Annotated in this window: 18 protein-coding genes; 8 read left to right on the top strand and 10 right to left on the bottom strand. The window is 62.0% G+C overall.

Annotated features, from left to right (window positions below):
• Window positions 1-799 precede the first annotated feature (799 nt).
• The 3 genes from GGU46_RS21525 to GGU46_RS21515 all read right to left on the bottom strand — a co-directional run bounded on the left by GGU46_RS21525 (window position 800) and on the right by GGU46_RS21515 (window position 5,118).
• A complete protein-coding gene (locus GGU46_RS21525; protein WP_183405573.1) occupies window positions 800-2,404 on the bottom strand; it encodes a mechanosensitive ion channel family protein in 1,605 nt (534 codons plus the stop codon).
• A gap of 66 nt (window positions 2,405-2,470) precedes the next feature.
• Window positions 2,471-3,355 carry a mechanosensitive ion channel family protein gene (locus GGU46_RS21520; protein WP_183405572.1) on the bottom strand — a complete coding sequence of 295 codons (885 nt, stop codon included), beginning with the start codon at window positions 3,353-3,355 and terminating at the stop codon, window positions 2,471-2,473.
• A gap of 389 nt (window positions 3,356-3,744) precedes the next feature.
• Window positions 3,745-5,118, bottom strand: a complete 1,374-nt coding sequence (locus tag GGU46_RS21515) for a DUF389 domain-containing protein (RefSeq protein WP_073288302.1) — start codon at window positions 5,116-5,118, stop codon at window positions 3,745-3,747.
• Window positions 5,119-5,419: 301 nt separating this feature from the next.
• Here GGU46_RS21515 and GGU46_RS21510 point away from each other — a divergent pair, with 301 nt between their 5' ends.
• Window positions 5,420-6,688: a cation:proton antiporter gene (locus GGU46_RS21510; protein ID WP_183405571.1), complete on the top strand. Its 1,269-nt coding sequence runs from the start codon at window positions 5,420-5,422 to the stop codon at window positions 6,686-6,688.
• A gap of 20 nt (window positions 6,689-6,708) precedes the next feature.
• On the top strand, window positions 6,709-8,055 hold the full coding sequence (locus GGU46_RS21505) for a DUF2254 domain-containing protein (RefSeq protein WP_183405570.1): 1,347 nt from the start codon (window positions 6,709-6,711) through the stop codon (window positions 8,053-8,055).
• A gap of 10 nt (window positions 8,056-8,065) precedes the next feature.
• Here the strand turns inward: GGU46_RS21505 and GGU46_RS21500 are convergent, their stop codons facing one another.
• From GGU46_RS21500 to GGU46_RS21475, 6 genes are all read right to left on the bottom strand, one after another.
• Window positions 8,066-8,473, bottom strand: coding sequence for a hypothetical protein (locus tag GGU46_RS21500; protein ID WP_183405569.1), 408 nt, complete (start codon window positions 8,471-8,473; stop codon window positions 8,066-8,068).
• A 76-nt stretch (window positions 8,474-8,549) separates the two neighbouring features.
• A complete protein-coding gene (locus GGU46_RS21495; protein ID WP_183405568.1) occupies window positions 8,550-9,509 on the bottom strand; it encodes a mechanosensitive ion channel family protein in 960 nt (319 codons plus the stop codon).
• A 76-nt stretch (window positions 9,510-9,585) separates the two neighbouring features.
• The gene (locus tag GGU46_RS21490; protein ID WP_183405567.1) at window positions 9,586-9,915 is read right to left on the bottom strand and encodes a four-helix bundle copper-binding protein; all 330 of its coding nucleotides are present in this window, start codon (window positions 9,913-9,915) and stop codon (window positions 9,586-9,588) included.
• Window positions 9,916-10,001: 86 nt separating this feature from the next.
• Entirely contained in the window at window positions 10,002-10,820 is an 819-nt protein-coding gene (locus GGU46_RS21485) for an ion transporter (RefSeq protein ID WP_183405566.1), read from the bottom strand.
• 144 nt (window positions 10,821-10,964) lie between these two features.
• Window positions 10,965-12,263 (bottom strand): Y-family DNA polymerase, encoded by a 1,299-nt coding sequence (locus GGU46_RS21480; protein ID WP_183405565.1) that lies wholly within the window; start codon window positions 12,261-12,263, stop codon window positions 10,965-10,967.
• Window positions 12,264-12,265: 2 nt separating this feature from the next.
• Window positions 12,266-12,733: a LexA family protein gene (locus tag GGU46_RS21475; protein WP_183405564.1), complete on the bottom strand. Its 468-nt coding sequence runs from the start codon at window positions 12,731-12,733 to the stop codon at window positions 12,266-12,268.
• Window positions 12,734-13,131: 398 nt separating this feature from the next.
• On the opposite strand from GGU46_RS21475, the gene GGU46_RS21470 reads away from it, so the two are divergent.
• The 3 genes from GGU46_RS21470 (at window position 13,132) to GGU46_RS21460 (ending at window position 14,868) form a co-directional block, all read left to right on the top strand.
• Complete coding sequence (locus tag GGU46_RS21470) at window positions 13,132-14,139, top strand: ArdC family protein (protein ID WP_183405563.1); 1,008 nt, start codon at window positions 13,132-13,134, stop codon at window positions 14,137-14,139.
• Window positions 14,140-14,210: 71 nt separating this feature from the next.
• Window positions 14,211-14,501, top strand: a complete 291-nt coding sequence (locus GGU46_RS21465; RefSeq protein ID WP_183405562.1) for a hypothetical protein — start codon at window positions 14,211-14,213, stop codon at window positions 14,499-14,501.
• A gap of 25 nt (window positions 14,502-14,526) precedes the next feature.
• Complete coding sequence (locus tag GGU46_RS21460) at window positions 14,527-14,868, top strand: hypothetical protein (protein WP_183405561.1); 342 nt, start codon at window positions 14,527-14,529, stop codon at window positions 14,866-14,868.
• Between the two features lie 41 nt (window positions 14,869-14,909).
• Here GGU46_RS21460 and GGU46_RS21455 read toward each other — a convergent pair whose 3' ends face one another.
• Window positions 14,910-15,521, bottom strand: a complete 612-nt coding sequence (locus tag GGU46_RS21455) for a recombinase family protein (RefSeq protein WP_183405560.1) — start codon at window positions 15,519-15,521, stop codon at window positions 14,910-14,912.
• A 399-nt stretch (window positions 15,522-15,920) separates the two neighbouring features.
• Here GGU46_RS21455 and GGU46_RS21450 point away from each other — a divergent pair, with 399 nt between their 5' ends.
• The 3 genes from GGU46_RS21450 to GGU46_RS21440 form a co-directional block, all read left to right on the top strand.
• The gene (locus GGU46_RS21450) at window positions 15,921-16,505 is read left to right on the top strand and encodes a hypothetical protein (protein WP_183405559.1); all 585 of its coding nucleotides are present in this window, start codon (window positions 15,921-15,923) and stop codon (window positions 16,503-16,505) included.
• Window positions 16,506-16,641: 136 nt separating this feature from the next.
• Window positions 16,642-19,944 (top strand): T9SS type A sorting domain-containing protein, encoded by a 3,303-nt coding sequence (locus tag GGU46_RS21445; protein ID WP_183405558.1) that lies wholly within the window; start codon window positions 16,642-16,644, stop codon window positions 19,942-19,944.
• A 311-nt stretch (window positions 19,945-20,255) separates the two neighbouring features.
• A partial coding sequence (locus GGU46_RS21440) for a Tn3 family transposase (RefSeq protein ID WP_183405557.1) occupies window positions 20,256-22,222 on the top strand: 1,967 nt, incomplete at its 3' end.

Below are 22,222 nucleotides of genomic sequence, written 5' to 3'. Positions count from 1 at the left end.
GCCGTCAACCATAATGGGGTGAGAGCCTAGGAACTCCCGCCCCAACTTACTGACTCGTCTTCTTTTAGCCGGCTGCTAATTCCCCAACACCCTCTAAGACTTCGCCTGATCCAGTGGACGAACCAACTTATCGTTAGGGATGACAACGCGCTTCCAAAGGAAGTAGCCTTGATGATGGAACACCGCGCTGCCATAGTGCCGACAGCAAATAAAAAAAGCTCACTCCCACGCCTGTGCAGTACCCCGTTGACGAGGCAATACACAAAAACAGGAAATGAGCAATAGGATAGGCATGCGGCGTTTTTGTTGTAGTGCCGCGGGTCAGGTCAGTGAGTGAATATAGGTGGTCTATTGGTTAACATCAAAAATTTATTGATTAAATTTTGTTAAAGACGAATTCCGCTTTAGGTCGAAACCTGTGCCAATGTTGTAAGGGACGTTTAACCTTTGTACCAAACTTTTAACCGAGGCCAAGGGTGACGCGTATCGTAGGTGCTTAGTGCGGGTCCAGGCTTCGGCTTGGATGCAACGGTTGCGGCGCTCCTACCAGTCGGTTTCTATTGAGTGTTGCACGGGCCCGTGGTTGCTGTTCGTAATGGCCCGGGTCCAAGAGCGTATGGGCCGACAGCTTGAGGACAAACTCCACTGCCCGCTGTCGAAGCTCAGGTGTTTCTAACGTGAACAGCAGCTACCTAGAAGTGCGCCTGGGGTTACCCGCATCTAGGGATGGAGCCACCCATTCGGGACGGCAACGTGCTGTGGTAGCCGGTAAACCAGCGACACGGCCCGCCTGGCGGCGCTAACTCGCCGGAAGCGGCGGAATGGTGCTGGCTGCTTCCGCCCCGGTTCGGGTGGCGCGGTAGTGCGGGGACATGATTTCAACGCCCGCGCGGGCAAACTCGGTCTGGATATGCTGGTGCAATTCGGAGTAGAGCGCCGCCTGCCGGTGGGGCAGCCGGGTGTAGGCGTTCACCTGGTAAGACACGTAAAAGTCGTCGAGGCTGGTTTGCAGCACGAAAGGCGCGGGCATAGCCTCCACGCCGGCCGTGGCGCGGGCCGCCGCCAGCAGTAGCTCGTGTACCTGCGGCCAGGGCACGTCGTAGCCGATGGTGATGGTGGAGTGCAGCACCAGGCCCTCGCGTTCGGCTGCGGCGCTGTAGTTCACGGTGTGGCCGGTGAGGATGTTGGAGTTGGGAATGGTGATGTCCTCGTTCTTGATGGTGCGCAGACGGGTGACCAGCAGCGTTTTTTCGAGCACGTCGCCCACCACCTCGCCAATCCTGACCCGGTCGCCCACCTTATAGGGCCGCATGTAGGTGATGACAATGCCCGCTACCAGGTTGCCAATGGCCGAGGTGGAGCCGAAGGAAATGACAAAGCCCAGCAGCACTGACACGCCCTGAAACACCGGCGAGTCGGAGCCGGGCAGGTAGGGAAAGATGACGATGAACATGAACACGTACAGGGCGAAGCGCACCAGGTTGAAGGTAGGCAGGGCCCAGTCGGCGTAAAAGCCGTCGATGACCAGCTTGCCCTCGGCCACTTCCGTGGCCAGGAAGCGCAGCAGGCGCACGGCGTTGGTGGTAAAGAAGTAGATGACTACGATGGTGAGCAGGTTGGGAATGTAGTGCACGATGGCCAGCACCACCCGCTGCACGGGGCCCAGCACGTAGCCCAGCAGCTGCCGCGAGAAACCTTCGGTCCAGGGAAAGAGGCTAAAGAGCAGGGGTAGCGCGAGGTACACCGTCAGGGCTACCAGTACCAGGCGCAGCACCTTGAGTAATGTGCGCAGCACCTCCAGCTGCCGCTGCTGCGTGAGCAGCTCGTAGTTATTGATGCGCCAGGGCCGCAGGGGGCTGCCGCGCCAGCGCAGAATGCGTTGGTTGATGGCCCGAAAAAAGCGGTTCAGCCCGAAAATCAAGCCGGCCAACATCACCAGCGTGAGCACGGCCAGGGCGCCGCGCTTCAGCAGCGCGGGCAGGGAGCTGGCCTGCTGGGCGGCCGTGAGGTGGCGGCGCAGCAGGCCGAGGTACTGGCGGGCCACGGCTTGCCGGGGCTGGCCCAGGGCCTGCGCTTCGGCCTCGCCCACGCTCAGCACGTGGGCGTCGGCGTACATGATTTCGGAGTCCTGCTCCGCGTCGACCACGTAGAGCGAGTCGGGCCGGAACAGCGGCGCGTCGAGCAGAGCCTGCAGGCGGCGCTGGATGGCCTCGGCCCGCTCGCGGGGGCCAAACGAACCCACCCGGCCGTACACCCGAAACAAGGTATCGGCGGGGGGCAGCACCACGGCCGCGCCGGCCGGTGCCGCCGGCGCGGGCCGGGCCGCCGGGGCCAGGGAATCGGGCGTCTGGGCTACCGCGCCCCAGGTCAGCAACAGGAATAAGCAGGTAAAAAATGGCCTCATATGCGGGAAAAATACACAGAAAAACCCTCCTGGCTGGTTCCTGATTCAGGTCAATAGGTGCCAGCCCTACTCGGCCGCCGTGGGCCGCAGTTGGGCCAGCAGCGCCGGCGATACGTCCAGGGTCCGGATGGGGAAGGGAATGACAATCCCGGCCTCGTCAAACGCCCGCTTGATGCGCATAACAGCCTCGCTCTTGGCGCCCACGTAGTCGACCTGCTGCTGGTAGGGAATCCAGAAGCGCAGCGTGAAGGTGATGGCACTATCGCCAAAGCCGGTAAACATGACTTCCGGCGGCCGGTCGGTGAGCAGCTTGGGAAAGTCGCGCATAGCCTGCAGCGCCACCGCGCGCACCTGCTCCAGGTCCGAGTCGTAGGCCACGCCACAGTCCAGGTCCACGCGGCGGCGGGTGGTGACGGTGTAGTTTATCACGGCGCTTTCAAACACCTTGCGGTTGGGCACCCGCACCAGCTCACCGGTGACCTGGCGCAAATCCAGGGTGCGTAGGTTGATGCGTTCGATGGTGCCGAAAAAGGCGTCGGTCTGGATGACGTCGCCCACGGTGAAGGGCCGCTGCACGGCGATGATGATGCCGCTGATAAAGTTGGCGGCCATGTCCTGAAAGGCAAAGCCCAGCGCCAGCCCGATGATGCCCACGCCGGCCAGCAGCGAGGTCACCGTCTTGTCGAGGCTGAGCACTTCCAGCGTGAAGAAGGTGCCCACCAGCAGCACGCCCAGGTAGGCCAAGGTGCTCACCAGGTTGTTCAGCGTGGCGTGGGTGGATACCCGTGGCAGCACTTGGCCCATCAGCCGGCGCACCAGCCGCGCCGCGAAGAAGGTGACGACCAGAATCAGCACGGCAATGAGCAGGTTGGGCAGCAGCAGAATAAACTGCTGCAGCCAGCGAGTAAGCTTGCCCGATAATAGGGTGAAGGCGCGGTTAATATCTGTCATGCGGCCGGGGAATGGTGGAGGGTACCCTTACCTACGGCCGGGCAGCGGGGTTGGGTCGGCTGGCGCGGATGCGGCACGAAAAAGTCCCCGCGGCGGCCGGGGCGTTGGGTGGTTATCGTGCCCAGGCAACGTCATAAGCTTAACCAAGAAGCTACTGAAAGTGAATAGCATTGAATGCTTCTCGCTTCTTTTGCGGTAGCGAGAAAAGAGGACCGCACCAAAAACATTCTGGCTCTTCGCGCCCGGCTTGGTTGGACTTGCGCTGCGTAGGTTGGGGTGAAGCGAGCAGAAGCGGGCCTGCCGGTGGCTTTGCGGGTGTACGTTCTGGGTGGGTAGTACATCGACAAACTGTGGAAGCTGCGTCCAACCTGAAGGATGGGACCCTATCCTTAGCGCCGGGGTGGCGCTTCCAGTAGCAGCTGCACGGGATGCTGGCTGCCGGCGCGCACGCTCAGCCACTGCCGTAGGCGCTGCTGCTCGACCGCCGGCAGGGGCTGCGCGGTGCGCACCGACACGACGACGGTCGTATCGGCCCGCAGCGAATCGGCCGCGGGCCGCACCACACGGCTCACGCCCAATTGGCGCACGGCGGGGTGCTCGGCCTGCACCTCGCGTAGCAGAACTGGGGCGGTGGGCAGGCCGGTCAGGGCGGGGTTATCGGGCTGGGTAAGCACCTGCTGGAGTTGGGCCAGGCGGGCATCGTAGCCGGCCAGGGTTTGCTCGTTGCGGCTGCGTACGTCTTCGAGCAGGCTGTTGCGCATGGTTTGGGCATCGGCCGAGTCGAGTTGGGCCAGGCCCTGGCGCACGGTCAGCTGGGCCTGGGGCAGGCGGTAGCGGACCAGCTGCTGCCGGGCCTCGCGCAGCTGCGCCCGCGTGAGGCGCTGCCCGGCCAGCAGCACGTTGATGGTGCGTGTGTCGGCCTCGATGCGGCGCGTGACCACGTAGGTGCCCGGCTGTTGATTAAACTGCTCGTCCACGAACTGCTGGGCATTGTGGGCAAACACGGTGCGCTGCACGATGCGCGAAGCCAGGTACACGCTGGGTATGCCGGTGAGCAGGGCCACGGCCCAGATGGAAAGCTGCACGCGCCGGGCGCGCTGGCGGCTGACAAAGGTGTGGTGCGGCAGCGGCAGGATGCGGGCCACCAGAAAGGTGGCCAGGCTGATAAACACGCTGTTGATGAAAAACAGGTACAGCGCCCCCAGCAGATAGCTCCAGTGGGATGTGGCCAGGCCGTAGCCGGCCGTGCACAGCGGCGGCATTAGGGCCGTGGCAATGGCCACGCCGGGCACGGCATTGCCCCGCGAGCGGCGGGTGAGGCCCACGGCCCCGGCTGCCCCGCCGAACAAAGCAATGAGCACGTCCCAGGTGGTAGGTTGGGTCCGGGCCAGCAGCTCGGAGCCCGCATCGGTGAGGGGCGTGAGCCGGAAGTACAGGGCCGACACCAGCAAACTGATGCCGGCGGCAATGAACAGGTTTTTCAAACCCCGCCGCACCAGCTCTACCTCGGCCGTGGCGGCCCCGAAGCCAATGCCCACGATGGGACCCATGAGCGGCGAGATGAGCATAGCCCCGATGATAACGGCCGTGGAGTTGACGTTGAGCCCCACCGAGGCTACCAGAATAGCGAAGATGAGCACCCACAGGTTGGTGCCGCGGAAGACAATGCCCTCTTCCACGCCAGCCAGGATGTGGGCCGGGTCGGCCATGTCGTGGGAAAGGTCAAAGCGCTGGCGGAGCCAGACCAAGAAGCGCACATTCATAGAAGGGTAATAGCAATGAATGCGCTGCATACGCATCCCGCCGCAAGGTAGCCGCAAAGCGCGGCCGTAACCCGCGCTGGAAACCAGCAGGAAACTTGTTATGACGCACAAGCAGCACAGGGCAGGCGCAGGGGAGCAGCGGCGAGCGGGTAGGCCGGCCCGGCAGGCAACCCAGTCCCGGAAAGGCGTAGGTTTGCCGGAATCAGCGCCGCCGGTCTGCGCTGCAAATGGAGCATGCGTCAACCAAGCGCTATTGTTCCGCGTCTACCCTACCTTACCCCAACCTGCCCCTGTCCTTTCGATGGAATTATACAATACCTTGGCGCTGCTCATCGTCCTAGCCGCCGTATTCGGCTACGTCAACCACCGCTTCCTTCGGCTGCCCGGTACCATCGGGCTGATGGTGCTGGCCCTGGTTTCGTCCCTGCTGGCCATCGGGCTGGGCAAGCTGGGCGTCGACTGGGTACTGACCGCGGGCGAGCTGGTGCGCGGCATTGATTTTCACACGGTGCTCATGCAGGTGATGCTGAGCTTTCTGCTGTTTGCCGGCTCCCTGCACGTGGACCTGCGGGCCCTGGGCAAGGAAGGCGTGGCCGTGGGCGCGATGGCCACCATGGGCACGCTGCTCTCGACCCTGCTGGTCGGCACGGCGTTCTACTACCTGCTGCCTTGGTTCGGGCTGCCCACCGACTTTATCTACTGCCTGCTGTTCGGGACCCTCATCTCCCCCACCGACCCCATTGCGGTGCTGGGCATTCTCAAGCAAGCGCGCATCGACCCGCGGCTGGAAATCCGAATTGTGGGCGAGTCACTCTTTAACGACGGCATTGCCGTGGTCGTGTTCGTAAGCCTGCTACAAATTGCCCAATTCGGGACTGGGCAGGCCACGCCCACCGTTATCGGGGAGCTGTTTCTGCGCGAAGCCCTGGGCGGCCTGGCCCTGGGGGCGGCGCTGGGCTACGCCGGTTTCTGGGCCCTGCGCAGCATCGACCACTACCAGGTGGAGGTGCTCCTTACCCTGGCCCTGGTGATGGGCGGCACCGCCCTGGCCGCGCGGCTGCACACCTCGGGGCCGCTGGCCATGGTGGTGGCGGGGCTGATTGTGGGCGACCAGGGCCGGGAGCTGGGCATGTCGGACGAGACGCGGGAGTACCTGGACAAATTCTGGGAGCTGCTCGATGAGATTCTGAATGCCGTACTCTTTGTGCTCATCGGCCTGGAGATGCTCGTGCTCGACATCAGCCGCACTACCCTGCTGGTCGGCCTCGTGGCCATCGGGGTGGTGCTGCTGGCCCGCTGGGCGTCGGTGGGCCTGCCGCTGGCTCTGCTACAGCGCTACTACCCCTTCGACCGCCAGACGCTGCGGGTGCTGACCTGGGGCGGGCTGCGGGGCGGCATTTCCGTGGCCCTGGCCTTGTCGCTGCCCCAGTCCATGCCCCGCGACCTGCTGGTGGGCGTTACCTACGTGGTGGTGGTGTTCAGCATCATCGGGCAGGGCCTCACCATCGGGCCGCTGGTCAAGCGGCTGGGCCTGAGCACCGGCGAGGCTTCCGCCGATGCCGGTCATTAACCGCTCGTAATCCGCTTCCTATGCACCGACTCCGCGCCCTGTGGCAGCACCTGAACGCCAGCCTCTGGTTTGTGCCCACCCTGATGGTAGCCGCCGCCATCGGGCTGGCCTTTGCGCTGGTATTTCTCGACGCCGGTATCCGCCACGACTGGGTGCCGGACTACCCCCTGCTGTTCGGGGCCGGCTCCGACGGGGCCCGGGGCATGCTCACGGCCATTGCCGGCTCCATGGTCACAGTGGCGGCCCTGATTTTCTCCCTCACGCTGAGCACCCTGGCGCAGGTATCGAGCCAGTACACGTCCCGGGTGCTGCGCAACTTCATGCGCGACCGGGCCAACCAGGTGGTGCTGGGATTTTTCGTCAGCATCTTCGTGTACTGCCTGATCGTGCTGCGCACCATCCGCGGGGGCGACGAAGGCGGCTTTATTCCCTCCCTGGCCGTGCTCATGGGCCTGGTGCTGGCCCTGGTCAGCATCGGGGTGCTGATATTCTTCATCCACCACATGGCCACGGCCATTCAGGCGTCCACCATCATCCGTCACGCCACTGAGGAAACCCAGGCGGCCATTGCCCGCCTGTTTCCCGAGCAGCTAGGCGAGGAAGCCGACCCGGCGCAAGCGCAGGAGGTGCTCCGGCAGGCCGGGCAGCTGCACTGGCAGCCGGTCCCGGCCCGGGCCACGGGCTACGTGCAAAGCCTGGACGAGGAAGCGCTGCTCGCGCTGGCCCGCCGGCTGGGGGGCGTGGTGCGCCTGGAGCACGGCATGGGCGGGTTCGTGGCCCGGGGCGCGGCGCTGGTCAGCGTGGCGTACTACGACCAGGTATCCATCTCGCTGCCCAAGGAGCTCACCGCGCAGCTCAACGACTGCTTTAGCCTGGGCAGCCAGCGCACCATCGAGCAGGATGCCGGCTTCGGCCTGCGTCAGCTGGTGGACATTGCCCTCAAGGCCCTTTCGCCGGGCATCAACGACACCACCACGGCCCTCATCGGCATCGACCACCTGAGCGCCCTGCTGGCGCAGCTGGCCGACCGGCGCTTCGAGCAGCCCTGGCGCACCGACCACGAGCGGGTCCGCATCCTGGCCGTGCGTCCCACTTTTGGCGGCTATCTGGCCACGGCCTTCGACCAGATACGCGGCAGTGCCGACGGCAACGTGGCGGTATACCTGCGCCTGCTCACGGCCCTGGCCACCATCGGGCAGCGGACCCAGGCCCCGGCCCGCCGCCAGGCCCTGCGCCAGCAAGCCGACCTGATAGCCGAAGCCGCCCGGCGCACCTTACCCACCGATTACGAGCGGGCGCAGGTGCGTCAGCGGCTGGTGGAAGCAGAAGCAGCTTTCGGCGCCGCTGATGAACCGAACAACCCGTAAGGGCAGGAAATTACGCCTCCCGCAGCCAGGCGCTGGCCTGGTCCAGGTCGTCGAACACGGCGACGTGCAGGTGCCGCCGCAAGCCGTCGAGCACCGTTTCCGTGTGCAGGCGGTGGCCCGGGTCGGGCGTAGGCAGGGCGGCGTAGCGGGCCAGGGACGTTTCCGCAATGGTCTCCGGGAGCCACTGCTCCAGCAGCCACGCCCGGTCGGCTTCGTCGGGTGCTTCGGGCATGGCCTGGTGGTCGGCCAAAATGGCTTTGAGCTGGTGGCGCCGCAAGAGGTTGCGCACGTGCACGTACAGGGCGCGGAACTCAACGCTGGTCAGCGGGGCTCCCGTCCAGTGCAGGTACACGTAGGTTCGAGGCACATAATCGACCGCGCCCACGGCATTGGAAAAATAGAAGCGAGTTGGAACCACGCGAATACACTAAGCCGAAACAACTGCCTTACGTGTAGAGGGGGAACAGGGCTGAAAGCGGCCCCCGCCCCGCCGGTTATTGGGGTTTGTCCGGCGTCGGTGGCTCGGAGCCGCGTGCGGCCGCCCGGGCCGCCGGCATGTCGCCGGGGCCCGCCGGCCAGCCCTCGCGCTGCCGGCGCCGGTCCCCGTCGGTGGCTTCGGTCTGGTCGTGGAATAGAATCTGCCGGGTGGGAAAGGGCAGGTCGATGCCGTTCTCGGCGAGCTTGTTCTTGATGGCTTCGAGCACCTTGTCCTGGGCATCAAGGATGTCGGCCTGCCGGGGCGGGTCCACCCACCAGCGCGCCCGGATGTTCACGGAGCTTGCGGCCAAATCCATCACCAGAGCTTCCGGCGCGGGGTCCTGGAGCACGCCAGGCACCGCGCGCATGGCTTCGAGCATCAGCTCCCGGGCCCGGGCAATGTCGTCGCTGTAGCCGATGCCCACGTCGTACTGCAGGCGGCGCTTGTCGTAGGCCGTGTTCACGGTCACGGCGTTGGTGAACAGCTCCGCGTTGGGGATGATAACGCGGCGCCCGTCGTAGGTTTTGATGCTGGTGGCCCGGGTCTGGATGTCTTCCACCGTGCCCTCGAAATCCTTGTACTTAATCTGGTCGCCGATGCGGAAGGGCTCGGTAAAGAGCAGCAGAATGCCGGCCAGGAAGTTCTGGAAGATGTCCTTGAAGGCAAAGCCGATGGCAATGCCGCCCACGCCCAGCGCGCTGACCAGGCTCGCCGGGGTAAAGCCCGGCAGCACGATGGTGACCGTGACCAGCACCCCCAGGATGAGCGTGGCCACGTAGGCCAGCCGGCTCAGCAGCAGGGGCAGGTTGTGACTGCTTTTTTTGCCGCGCGTGATGCGCTGCACCAGGGCGCGCACGCCGCGGGCCAGCAGCAGAAACCCCAGAAAGACTACCAGGCCAAAGACGATGTTGGGCAGGGCCAGCATCAGGTCGCGGCCAATCTGGTGGAGCTTCTGCCAGGCAAGGGAAAAATCCATGGGAGGGGGGTAAGTGGAGCAGTACCATACCGGGGCCGGGTGGCCCCGGCCCGGCAAGAGCTCGAATGAGGCTTTCTTACGCAGTCATTCCCTGGCGGCAAGCTTCTTCGCAGCGGCGGCAGGCGGCGGCGCACGCCTGGCAGTGCGCATGCGCATGCTTGGCGCACTCTTCCCCGCAGAGGCGGCAGATTTCGGCGCATTCGCGCAGCAGGTGCCAGGCGTGCTCAGAGCCGCGGGACAGTAGACGGGCCGTCAGGGCGCAGATGTCGGCGCAGTCCCGGTCAAGGGCAATGCAGGGCGCCATCATCTTCACGTCGTCTTCCTGCAGGCAGGCCGACGCACAGTTTTCACAAGCCGCCACGCAGGCATTCAGGGCGTCGAGCAGGGATTGATGCTGTGTATTCATCGCGAGGTAGGTAAAGTTTCCAACTGGGTAAAACCTTCTATACCCCCGGTTCCGCGCAAAGGTTGATGGGGCGACAGCTGCAACCGCTACACGTCCGCTGGGGGCGGTTCTGCTGAAGCCGCGGGTAAGGAACCCTGCCGGAGTTCGGCGCGCAGCTGCCGCACTTCCTCGTGCAGCGCCGCTACGGCGGCGGCCCCGGCCACTTCGGCCTCGGGGTTCTCGGCGTCGCGGCCCATGAAGAAGGTAGCCAGCGTCGCCGTAAAGTAGCCAAAGACCGCGAAGCCGTAGAGGGCCAGCAGCAGGCACAGGGCCCGGCCCTCGCCGGTGCGGGGCCAGTACTCGCTGCCCATGCTGGTGAGTAACATGGCCGTCCACCACAGCGCTTCCGAGTAGGTGCGCAGGCCGCCCGGCACGTCCTTTTCAAACGCGTACATGCCCGCCGCGCCCAGCAGCAGCACCAAGGCCGAGAGGCCCAGCACATAGCCCACGCCACGCCGCCCGAAGCTGGCGGCCAGCGCTTTCATGCCCCGGTTCAGGGAGCCCACGACTTTCACCAGCCGCAGCCCGCGCACGGCCCGCGCCGCCCGAAACACCCGCGCCAGCCGAAACAGGCGCAGGGCCGGCACGAGCAGCGAAATCAGGGTGATGAGGTTATTTTTCAGAAACGCCAGTTTGCGGGGCGCCAGGATAAACTTGAGCAGAAAGTCCAGGATGAAAATCACCCAGATAATCGTGCCCGCCAGCTCCAACGCCGGGCTAAGGCCCCACAGCAGCTCCACGCCCAGCAGCACCAGCCAGGCAAAGCCCAACACCAGCAGGGGCGTTTCCAGCCAGTCAGTAAGCTGCTGCAGGAGGTGGTAGCGCTCCTGTTGGAGCTGTTGCTTTTCGGAATCCGGGTGGGACATAGGCAGAAGCGTAGCCAAGTACCAGCGCGCTTACGCGCCTTACCGGCCCGGGTTATGGCTCGCGCGGTAGGGGCCACCGTTGCTGCCGCGCTTGCTTGGGCGCGAGGCGGCACGCCGTAGACTGGTTCAACTCCCGCGGTGGCCTTAGCCTACCAGCAGCAAATCTTCCAGTCGAGTGGTGTATTGCGGCGTACGCCACTGCGCCTGCCCTTCCCAGGGTGCTCTGTCTTGGCTGGGGGGCAGCACCAGCGAGGCCAGCTTCACCGTGCCTTTGCCGAAGCGGCGGTTCAGCGCGTCCAGCTCGGCCGTCAACTTGGCCCGTTTTTCCGAAACGGGCGCGGGCTCAAACAGCGTGAGCTGGGTTTGTCCTTCCGGCTCCAAGCCGTCGAGTATCACGCCGGCCTTGGTGTAGCGGTTGCCCGGTTGCCAGAGGCGCTTGAGCGCCGCCCGGGCAAAGCGGACCAGCTCAATGGTGTCGTTGGTGGCCACGGGCAGCGTGAGCACGGCGGAGCAGGAATACGGCGGGGGCTCCAGGCCGAAGCGGCTTTTACTTAGGAAGACGGTCATCAGGTGTGCCGCGTCGCCCTGGCGGCGCAATTTCTCCGCGGCCCGGGAGGCAAAGGCGCTGACGGCGCCCGTAACATCGAGAAAATCCGAGAGCGGCCGGCCGAAGGTGCGCGATACGCACAGGGTGCGGCGCGATAAGGTGCCGTCTTCGCTTGGCGCCAGTCCCTGGCACGGGTAGCCCTGCAGCTCGCGCACGAGGCGAGCCCCGACCACCCCGCCCAGGTGCTTGCGGGCAAAGGCTTCCGAGCAGCCGGCCAACCCGGCGGCCGTGGTGATGCCGGCGGCGTAAAGCTTCTGGGCATACTGGAGGCCGATGCCCCAGACATCTTCCACGGCGACCTGCTCCAGGGCCCAGCGGCGGCGCTCGGCCGTATCCAGGTAGCACACCCCGCCCATCTCCGGGTTTTTCTTGGCCAAGCGGTTGGCCAGTTTTGCCAGCGTTTTTGAGGGCGCAATGCCCACGCAGGTGGGGATGCCGGTGCGGGCCAGCAAATTGGCGCGCACGGTGCGGGCAAAGGTGTCCAGGCTGCTGACCACGAAGCGTTCCATGCCATGCAGGTCCAGAAAGGCCTCGTCGATGGAATACACTTCCACGGCCGGCGCCACTTGGCTCAGGTACCACATCACCCGGCGCGACATGTCGCCGTACAGCGCGTAGTTGCTGGAAAACACGGCCACATTGTGCTGCTCCAGCAGGGGCTTGACCTGAAAGTACGGGTCGCCCATCTGCAGGCCCAGGGCCTTGGCTTCCGCACTCCGGGATATCAAACAGCCATCATTATTGCTCAAAATAACTACGGGTCGCCCTTCGAGCCGGGGCTGAAAAACCCGCTCGCAGCTGACGTAGAAGTTGTTGCAGTCGACTAAGGCGTACATGGCTAGTCGCGGGTGCGCAGCAGCGCAGCTAGTTTGCCAGGAATCAGTTCGTGCAGCACGTGGGTGACCACGCCCCAGATGCGCACCGCGCCGGCATCGACAATCTCCCAGGGCTGGTAGTCCGGGTTCTCCGGCTTGAGCCACCAGGTGCCGTGCTCACAGACTAGGCGCTTGACGGTGCATTCGCCCTCCACCACGGCCACCACAATGTGGTTGTGGTCGGCCTCCATCTGCTTGTCCACGGCCAGCAGGTCGCCTTCGTGAATCTCGGCGTTCTTCATGCTCTCCCCGCTCACCCGCACCAGGTACGTGGCGTCGGGGTGCCGCAAGAGCAGGCGATTCAGGTCGAAGAGCTCATCAGTGTAATCAGAGGCCGGCGAGGGAAAGCCGGCGGACACCGAGCAGCTGAAAAGCGGGAGCAAAAAAGGCGTTTGGGAGTCGTGGACGGGGATTAATTCGACGTTGCGCATGGGCGGTATAAAGTAGGCGTGTCCGCAATAATACGCGCTGCTAATAAAATTAGTAATCATAAGGCTAAAAATTGTAGCTGCTGAATCAGTTCGCTTAGCTGTTTCTGGCTGGCCAATACAGCGCCGGCCGCACCAGACCCCAACGCCAGCCTGCTCAAATACAGGCCCGCGTTGGGGCATCCTGCGCTTATAAAAAGTGGTTTTTCAACTCCTCAGCCCGCAGGCTGACCAGTTGAAAGAAGCAGTTGTTTGAGGGCCTTTCCATAGGGGGGCAGTGGGGAAAAGAAGGTCGAATGAAAAGAGCAAAAAGATACAAAACAAAGAGCAAAATGTAAACTATGGGCGGCCTGATTTCGTTTAATAAGTATAATAAACGTCCAATCAAACAGCGCTTTATCATGAAGAAGACCCGCAAGTCCGTCGCCCGTACTGCTGCTACCTGTGCCGCTCCCCGCCCCGATGTGTACCAGATTGTGACCGACCGCATTGTGGCCGCGCTGGAAGGCGGCATCATTCCGTGGCGCAAGCCGTGGAACGCTGTCTATGGCCTGCCCCGCAACTACGCCACGGGTGCCGCTTACTCGGGTATCAACGCCTTTCTGCTGCACTTCAGCGGGGCGCTGCCCTTTTTCTTGACTTTCAAGCAGGCGCTGGCCCTGGGCGGCAACGTGCGCAAGGGCGCCAAAGGGCACCCGGTAGTATACTACAACGTGTCGGTGCGCGAAAACGAGCAGACCGGCAAAGAGGAAAAGCTGCCTTTCCTGAAGTACTACACCGTGTTTTCGGTGGAGGACATTGAAAACATTGACTTTGTGCTGCCCGAGGTGGAGCGCCACGCGCACACGCCCATTGCCGCCGCCGAAGCCATTGTCAGCGGCTGGGACGGCCGCCCCGTGATTGAGCACCTGCACCAGCGGGCGTATTATTCCCCGTCGCTGGATATGGTCAACATGCCCGAGCGGGCCACCTTCACCACGGCCGAGGGCTATTATGCCACCCTGTTCCATGAACTCACCCACAGCACCGGGCACGCCTCCCGCTTGGCCCGCCCGGACCTGACCGCCGGCGAGGGCAAGCAGTCGGCCAGCTACGCCCGCGAGGAGCTGACGGCGGAAATGGGCGCGTCGTTTCTCTGTGCGGCCGCCGGCCTCGATACGCCCCAGACCGAAGAGAATGCCGTGGCCTACATCCAGACGTGGCTGGAGCGCTTAAAAAATGACAAAAAGCTGGTGCTGCAGGCTGCCAGCAAGGCCCAGCGTGCGGCTAGGCTGATTCTGGGGGTACCGGAGGAGGAAGAGGCCGCCCCCGCCCCCGCTCCTGCCCGGGTGCTGGAATTTACCCCCGAAGAAGACGAAGTCAGCCGGCAGTACCGGGAAGCCGAACTCAGTTGGCTAGCTGCTGCCTAGGTCGGTGCAGCGGGCCGCTGACTCCGGCGGCCCGCCTGCTGTGGCTTTTCATCTTTTGCTCCCTACCGCCCATGAATGCAAGCGAAGCCCCCGTTTTCGGCGATGCCGACTGGAACCAGTACCGCGCCCGGGTAGCCGCCGCGCTGACCGATGTCGAAGCCGACATGCAGCAGCGCGGCTACGGGCTCAACTGCGAAGGCCTTACGCTGGAAGTCGCCGGGCGCCTGCAGCTGGGCGTGGCCACTGCTGAGGACTTTGAGGTGCTCGAAGCCTTGGTGAAAGCCCTGCTGCCCGTGGCCCGAGAGGCCGTGCGCGCCACCCGCGAAGACCAGGCCGGCCAGTACTGCCTGCTGTTGATTTAACCCTCTTTTCTTTCGATTTCCTGGCATGACCAACCTTCCCCAGCTAACCGTCGGCGAGGCCGTGCTGTACCCGCGCGAGCGGGCCGTGGGCCTGATTTACGAAGTGTACGAGCGGGGCCCGGGCGAGCGGCCCGGCGTGCAGCTGCTACTCAGCGATGGGCGCCACCTGAGCGGCTTCAGCGCCGAGGAGGCCTACCGGTTCCGGCAGCCCCTAGGCCACACGGGCCTGCGCTACGAATTCACCCACGTGGGCCAGCTGCACGCCGACTACCACCGCGGCCTCTTTGCCGCCGCCCTCGCCACGGCCCGTCTGCTGGCCGGCTTCCAGGACCCGCGCTACCTGGGGTCCTCTCAGAAAACGGAATAAATAGCACGTTAAGGAATTTGACCTACGAATAGATATAAAACTCAATCGGCTGGTTTGCCCGCTGTAGTTTTTCGATGACTATGGATGACGACGCCCCGGTGACGCAGGTATTTGTAGAGCGTGACTTTAGAGATGCGCAGGCGCTGGGCAATTTCGTTGACGCCCAGTTGCTGCTCTTTATACAAGGTTTCGGCTACGATAGCCGTCCGCTCGGCCTCTTCCGATAACCCTCGGCGACGGCCCCCGACTCGGCCCCGCGCCCGCGCGGCAGCCAAGCCGGCGTAAGTCCGCTCCCGGATGAGTTCTCGCTCGAACTCGGCTAGAGAAGCAAACAGGTTGAACACGAGCCGCCCCTGGGCCGAGGTCGTGTTGATGGCATCGGTGAGCGAGACCAGGCCTGCGCCTTTGAACTCCAGCTCAGCCACCATGTCCAGCAGATGTTTGAGCGAGCGGCCCAATCGGTCAAGCTTGTAAATGTAGACGGTATCGCCATTGCGCAGACTGGCCAGCATTCGGTCAAGTTCCGGTCGGGCTTTGGTGGCCCCGGATGCTTTCTCCTGGAAGATGGTTTCACACCCAGCCTTGTGCAGGGCATCAAGTTGTAGTTCCAAGTTCTGGTCGCGGGTCGAGACGCGAGCGTAGCCGATATTCATGGGGACAAAGTACAGGTTTCTCATACCGAAGATACCCGTTATTGTACTTTGATTGCTGAACAAGTTTTCTGAACCGTTTTCAGCCGTTTAGGCGGCAGTTCACTTCTCTGCTACCCGCTATCTGGTTTGTACAGAAAAACGAGTGAATGATTTTAGAGCGAGACAAAATTTTTTGCCGCAAGCGCGGCTGTAGCAGTTAAAGTTCTATATTCGACCTAATTCCGCCTTCCAGCTCACTATTTGACTAAATCAAGTTAACGCGACTGTGCTAGTCTTGACTTTACTGGAAACAGTATTAGTTTATGGTTAAACAAATAGTCATATCGTACATATGTTCCCTTTTTTGTTTGTATGTTAAAAATTCACTTATCTCTGATATTGGCCATGCTTTGCGCTGGCTTGGCGGGCTGTTCACTCTTCGACTACGAAGGCCGGACGGTAGTGCAAGGACAAGTGGTGGACTCAAGCACGGGGCAGGCCGTGGGGCCGGCGCAGGTGCAAGTCATGCAGAACAAGCGGGGCGGGTTTTCATCGGCTTACACAGCTGCGGGTGATTGGCTGGACACGGATGCACAAGGCCGGTTTGACTTTACCTTTGACGCCGACGACGCGCAAAACTACATCCTGATGGCCCGCTCGGCCCGGGGCAACTCGCAGTATGCCGGGGCACCCGAACTGAAGGGAGGACGCAAGAACAAGGGCGTGCGCGTGCCGGTAGACGCCCCCGCATGGTTGCGCGTGCATCTGCTCGACGTTCCCCCGCACACGGACGCCCTTGCCATCAGGGTCGGTGGCTTCATCGGCAATGTGACGTTGCGTACGGAGGACGCGCAGGACACGGCCTTCGTGCGTCCGGTCACGCCTGATTTCCCAAACGTAGTGGTCTGGCGATTAGATGGCGGCCGCACGGCTGACCAAAGTGAGCACCGCATCTCCTACACTGTGGCCCCACTCGACACGGCCTTGATTGAGGTGCGTTACTAGCGCTCCGGTCCTCATTTTACCCAATGTTTTATTCTTCCCCCTTCCCGGGGCCCACCCCGCGTGTGCCTATGGCACTGGCGCAATATGCCATGCCCAGTAAAATCTCCTATTCGCATTTCTCATTTTTCAGCTATTTATGATAAAAAAGTTTTTACTCCTTTGGTTGCTGGCCACCACCACCCTGGGTTGGGCTCAGCAACCCTCAAGACCGCTCCCGGTATTCGATGCTGGCGATCTTGCAGCAGAGACTGCTGCGGCGCTCAGCACGTTGGAGTCGGCGCGCATAGCAACTGGCGTACTGCTGGACCGGGCCGTAATGGTTTCAGATCCTCACCTCTACACTGGGGGGTTTGACAGCCCCGTAACGACCTATGCTGCCTGGCAGCAGCAGTACTGGCAGTTCTATCAAAGCGCCTTGGACCGCAGTGGCTTACTTACCCCCGAACAGTTGGAAGCCAACATCCAAACCCGACTTCAGCGGGGGGAATTGCCCTTACTCGTGCTTGATTACTCGTACAACGAGTTGCTGCCCGATGCAGCGGCGCAAGGGCTCATCCGAATCGATTCGGTAAACGAGCGGGTATACGACGGGCCAGATCGTAGCCGCAGCCCTTATACTACGGGGCGGGTATTTGCCATTGCTGTCCCCGGCTACGTTCACCGGAGTCAGACCACAAGTCTGTACGTGGGCACTGAGTTTTACTTTGGCAACGCCGCATCGCCCTCCAGTCTGTATGTTAATCTCGGGGACAATTTGGGATTCAGAAATGTGACAATGGGTTCCACGGTGCCGCTTTCGAGTACGAGTGCAACTCAGTCATCTGCCAGTGCAAGCGCTGCTCCGAACATCACTGTTTATAATGCGCTGGAAGCAGCAGGTGCTAATGCCGTTCTTCGGCAAGGGCGACCGTCGGTACCACCGGATATGGCCCTCAGTATTTCTGCTACCCGTACCTGGCCCGGCTCAAGTCCGGCTAGTGCCATCGCCTGGGTGAAATGGGGTCGGGGCAACTCGTCGGGTAAATTCCGCAAACCATTGGTGTTCGTGGAAGGGATTGATTTCCCGCGCTACAGCGGCGACCCCGATGATTTAGCCCTGAACTACTTAGTCGCTTATCCCCCAACCAGCCCTGGAATTACAAACATCCCCCTAAATCACCCCCAATTCGGCGTAGGGTATCGCCAGGGTGAAGCGGGATGGAATGAGATGATAGAGTTTAACGAAGAGTACCCGAGTCTGGAAAAGCTGCCAGCTCTGCGCCAAGCATTACAAGAGCCAGCTAATCCGCAAGAGCAAGGATACGATATTATCTATCTGGATTATACTGACGGTGCCGATGTGATTCAGAACAACGCCATGACGTTGGTGGATTTGCTGACTCATATTTCTAACAATCGCGTTCCAGATGGGGAGGAGACGATAGTGCTTGGTGCTAGCATGGGGGGACAGGTAGCACGCTTTGCGTTGGCTTGGATGGAGCAACAAAACTTGTGTCACAATACCAAGCTCTACATCTCTTTTGATTCGCCGCACCGGGGGGGAAATATCGTGTTGGGAGTACAGCATATGCTGGATCGGCTTTCCGGTGTATCTCCTTTTGGGGGTAGATTTCGCGACAAGCGTGAAATGCTCAAACGGCCTGCCAGCCAGCAAATGCTGATCTATCACTATGATGCTGACGCTACAACCTTGCGTAATGGGTGGCAGAATTGGCAAAACTCGCCGGGGAGCTTTCCCTCCCACATGCGCAAAGTCGCCGTCTCAAATGGCGACGTTACAGGCCGCACGTTGCCGAACTATCACCCCGGTATGATGATCCTAAGGACCACTGGTATCGCTCCTCCTGGGTGGGGCAGGAATGAGGCCTTTGCTTTGCCCGGAAGATCGTTTAAAGGAGACAACAATACGGTATTTGCGTATCGGCGACCTTATGGCATCCGATGGCACACAAAACAAGTAAACCCTGGCACTACCCCTTACGATACAAGTCCGGGGGGGACGAGAACAACCGCAAAGACATTTAACAATGAAAACTGGTTAACCAGACAGTATTTCGATACAGGGGCTTCGATAGACACCTTTATTCCCCTCATCAGTGCGCTGGGCATCACCGATGCCGGTAGCATTGGGGCCGCAAACGTCAATTATAATGTGCAGGCGAATATTCCGGAATCTGATCGTCCCAACCCCTCCAAATACCCGTTTGATGCTTACTTCGCTCCAGGCACAAGCGAGCCTCACGTGCAAATAACGAATGGGCAAGCTTCCTCACAAGGTAAACCGTCTTACTACAGCAACAACGGTGCTTGGGTGCAGAACGAAATGCTTGAGTCCTCTCACCGATTGCCGACTACGCTCACGTCTGGCTACAACTACGGCAGTCTGTTTCGTCGGCTCTTGCCATCAGTTACCATTGCCGCCGGCGGTATACTTAGCATTAACCAAACGGGCCTGCCCGTAAGCGGTGGCACCTCTGCTACGCGGGTACCACCCACCGATGCTTCTTTCGACCTATACACCTCGGCCTGCGGCAGTGTAGTGACCGTGCAACAAGATGGCCGCTTTGTTGTGGGTAACGCCGATGGGCAGCGAAGCGCAACGGTACGTTTCGGGCGGGGCAGCCTACTGGACTTGCGTAACCGAGGCTTGGTCACGGTACATACCGGCTCGGTGCTCCGTATCCAAGACGGTGCCACGCTGGTCGTTCGGAATGGGTCGACGCTGCAGAACAATGGCCAAATTGTGATTGAAAGCGGTGCCTTTATCTGCATAGAACGTGGCGGCAGCATCCAAGGCCAACAACCAACCTATCAAAGTGGGGTTAACTCCGGTGCCAACCCTACGTTGGGATTAGGCTCGTTGGACTGCCAAGCGGCTCCAACGCCTACCTGTTCACCCGCTTGGATCACTCTGCAGAAGAGTACCACTGCGGAAGTTTGTATTGGCTCAGTAGTCGATATTTCGGCCATTAGCAATAACGGGGCTCAGGTCACAGCCTGGCGAGTGGACAATGGTAGCCTCCTTTCGGAGAGTCCTACGGGGGCTATGGTACAGGTAGGTAGCTATCCCGGAACAACTACAATATATGCTGATTACACGGCTGCTCCAGGCTGCCCGGGCAGTGGCACGGCTACAACCTACATCAATGTCGTCAATCAATTATATGGTCAGTCTTGTGATCAGATGCGCATGGCCAACACCCCAGCGGCTGTCTACCCCAATCCGGCAGATACATACGTAGATGTGCGCAATCCCTTTACCAATGATAAACCCTATCACGTGGAATTGTACAATGATCGTGGTCGGCTGTTACTTAGCCAGACGGGCCGTGAAAGCGTGATACACTTGGAAACAAAGGTGTTTCCCGCCGGCTTATATCATATACAAGTGCGTCAAGGTAAGACCATGCACCGTTTCAATATTGCTATTCAGCACTAAGAATCACCATAACACAACAGTAAATTAGTCTTCTTGAGCGACAATGGTCTTGATGAGTAGTCAAAGAGGGGCACGGAAACAACTGTTTCCGTGCCCCTCTTTGACTACTCATCAAGACCATTATTATTTATTCCGACAGTGCAATAGATGGGGCACATAGGATTGCTTTCTCCAACCGGGCGGATTTACACGCTAAACTCGATTATTAAAAACGGTCGTTAAAATGAACAAACAGGCAGGGGCAGTTGGGTTGTACTTGCTCCCTTGACGGGGAATGCACACCTTGAGCCGCCTTCACACGCCCGCTGCTCATGCCCCGTCGTTCCACTTTATCCGCGACTGAGCGTGAGCACCTGCTCGCGCTGCCCGAAAACCCCGAGGAGTTCATTCGGCAGTATACCCTCAGTGAGGCGGACCTGTCGCTGATTCACCAGCACCGGGGCGCGGCCAACCGCCTGGGGTTTGCCGTGCAGCTCTGCTACCTGCGCTTTCCGGGCATCGTGCTAGGCCCGGACCAGGTGCCCGACCCGGCGCTGCTCGCCTTCGTGGCTACCCAGCTGAAGCTGCCGGCCCCGGACTGGACCGTCTATGGCCAGCGCGCGCAAACTCGGCGCGAGCACCTGCTGGAGCTACAGGCGGCCTACAGGTTCCAACCGTTTGGCTTGCCGCACTACCGAACCGCCGTGTCGTGGCTGGCCGAAGTCGCCCGGCAAACCGACAAAGGTGTGGTACTGGTCCAGGCGCTGATCGGCCACCTGCGCCGGCAGGACATCCTGCTGCCTACGGTAGCCGTGCTGGAACGCCTCAGCGCGCAGGCGCTGACGCAGGCGAATCGCTGGCTCTACCAGACGCTCACCGAGGACCTGACCCCAGAATGCTGCCAGGCGTTGGAACACCTGCTCACGCGCCGGGAGGACAGCGCCCTGACGTGGCTGGCCTGGCTGCGGCAAGCTCCGGCGGCCCCCACTTCGCGGCAGCTGCTGGAACACCTGGCCCGGCTCGCGGCGTGGCAACAGCTGGGCCTGCCGGCCGACCTGGGCCGGCGGGTGCATCAGAACCGGCTCCTTAAAATCGCGCGGGAGGGGGCGCAGATGACCCCGGCCGACCTGGCCAAGTTCGAACCCACCCGTCGCCTGGCCACGCTGGTCGCGTTGGCCCTGGAAGGCACGGCCACCGTCCTGGATGAGCTGCTGGACCTGCACGACCGCCTTATCGGCAAGCTGTTCAACGCGGCCAAACACAAGCACCAGCAGCAGTTTCAGGCCTCGGGCAAGGCCATTAACCAGCAGGTGCGCCTGTTCGGGCGCATCGGGCAGGCCCTGCTCACGGCCCGCGCCACGGGCACGGACCCGTTCGCGGCCATTGAATCGGTGCTGCCGTGGGAGGAGTTCACCGCCAGTGTGGACCAAGCGCACCAACTGGCCCAACCTGCCGACTTTGACTTTCTGCACCATATAGGGGAGCAGTACGCGACGCTGCGCCGCTATGCGCCCGCGTTTCTGGCGGCCCTACCATTGCGGGCAGCTCCGGCCGCTCGCCCGTTGCTGGCCGCGATTGACGTGCTGCGCGGGATGAACGCAGCGGGCGCGCGCAAGCTGCCGGCTGATGCGCCGACGGCCTTCATTAGCCGGCGCTGGCAGAAAGTGGTGCGGACGGACCAGGGGCTGGACCGCCGCTACTACGAGCTGTGCGCCCTGGCCGAACTCAAAAACGCGTTGCGCTCGGGTGATATGTGGGTGTTGGGCTCGCGCCAGTTCAAAGACTTTGAGGAGTACCTGGTGCCGGCGCACTCGTTTGCCGCCCTGCTGCAGGCCGGCGAGCTGCCGCTGGCGGTGGAACCCGATGGAGAACAGTATCTCCAGCAGCGTCTGGCGCAGCTGACCCAGCAGCTGGAAATGGTCAACCGCCTGGCCGCCGCGGGCGAGTTGCCGGATGCCAGCCTGACGGCGGCCGGCCTGAAAATAACCCCTTTGGATGCCGCCGTGCCGGACACGGCCCAGCGGCTGATTGAGCAGGTGGCCCGCCTGCTGCCCCACGTTAAGATTACGGACCTGCTGCTGGAGGTGGACGAATGGACCGAGTTCAGCCGCCACTTCACGCACCTGAAAACCGGGGCCCCGGCCAAAGACCCGGCGCTGCTGCTCACCACGCTGCTGGCCGACGGGCTGAACCTGGGGCTGACGAAGATGGCCGAATCCTGCCCCGGCAGCACCCACGCCAAACTCTCCTGGTTGCAGGTCTGGTATATCCGCGACGACACCTACTCGTTGGCCCTGGC

It is taken from the genome of Hymenobacter latericoloratus (assembly GCF_014199535.1).
GTDB classification, from domain to species: Bacteria; Bacteroidota; Bacteroidia; order Cytophagales; family Hymenobacteraceae; genus Hymenobacter; species Hymenobacter latericoloratus.
The sequence above is the reverse complement of the archived record's forward strand: the minus strand, read 5'-3'. Positions and strand labels throughout refer to the sequence as shown.